General features: G+C 68.7%; 1 protein-coding gene. It reads left to right on the top strand.

Annotated features, from left to right (window positions below; all coding sequences use genetic code 11):
- The coding region (locus tag HFV08_RS31015) for an acyl-CoA dehydrogenase family protein (protein ID WP_246342229.1) at positions 1-1,143 on the top strand (1,143 nt) is incomplete at its 5' end.
- Positions 1,144-1,224 lie beyond the last annotated feature (81 nt).

Genomic DNA, 1,224 nt, shown 5'->3' with positions numbered 1-1,224 from the left:
GCTTTTGATCTGTACCGGCCGTCGGAGGAGCACGAGATGCTCCGGGAGACGGTGCGCGCGCTCGCCGAGGCGAAGATCGCGCCGTTCGCCGCGCAGGTGGACGAGGAGGGCCGCTTCCCCCAGGAGGCCCTGGACGCCCTGCTCGGCGCCGACCTGCACGCCGTCCACGTCCCCGAGACCTACGGCGGCGCCGGAGCCGACGCCCTGGCCACCGTCCTGGTCATCGAGGAAGTCGCCCGCGTCTGCGGCTCCTCCTCCCTCATCCCCGCCGTCAACAAACTCGGCTCCATGCCCGTGGTCCTGTCCGGCGGCGAGGAACTCAAGCACACCTACCTCGGCGCCCTGGCCCGCGGCGAGGGCATGTTCTCCTACTGCCTGTCCGAACCCGAAGCAGGCTCCGACGCCGCCGGGATGAAGACCCGCGCCGTACGCGACGGCGACCACTGGGTCCTCAACGGCGTCAAGCGCTGGATCACCAACGCCGGCGTCTCCGAGTACTACACCGTCATGGCCGTCACCGACCCCGCCAAGCGCTCCAAGGGCATCTCCGCCTTCGTCGTCGAAAAGGGCGACGAGGGGGTCTCCTTCGGCGCCCCGGAGAAGAAACTCGGCATCAAGGGCTCACCGACGCGCGAGGTCTACCTCGACAACGTCCGCATCCCCGCCTCCCGCATGATCGGCGCCGAGGGCACCGGCTTCGCCACCGCCATGCGCACCCTGGACCACACCCGCGTCACCATCGCCGCACAGGCCCTCGGCATCGCCCAGGGCGCCCTGGACTACGCCAAGCAGTACGTCACCGAACGCAAGCAGTTCGGCAAGCCCATCGGCGACTTCCAGGGCGTGCAGTTCATGCTCGCCGACATGGCCATGAAACTCGAAGCCGCCCGCCAGCTCACCTACTCCGCCGCCGCAAAATCCGAACGCGAGGACCGCGATCTGACCTTCCACGGCGCCGCGGCCAAGTGCTTCGCCTCCGACATCGCCATGGACGTCACCGTCGACGCCGTCCAACTCCTCGGCGGCTACGGCTACACCCGCGACTACCCCGTCGAACGCATGATGCGCGACGCCAAGATCACCCAGATCTACGAAGGCACCAACCAGGTCCAACGCATCGTCATGGCCCGCAACCTGCCGTAACCGGCACCAACCCGCCAACGAACAGCCGCCAGTTGCGGCACAGCACACCGAAGGGCGCCCCGCACACGCGAGGCGCCCTTC

It is taken from the genome of Streptomyces physcomitrii (assembly GCF_012273655.1).
Taxonomy (GTDB): domain Bacteria; phylum Actinomycetota; class Actinomycetes; order Streptomycetales; family Streptomycetaceae; genus Streptomyces; species Streptomyces physcomitrii.
This window is presented reverse-complemented; position numbering and strand designations above follow the sequence as displayed.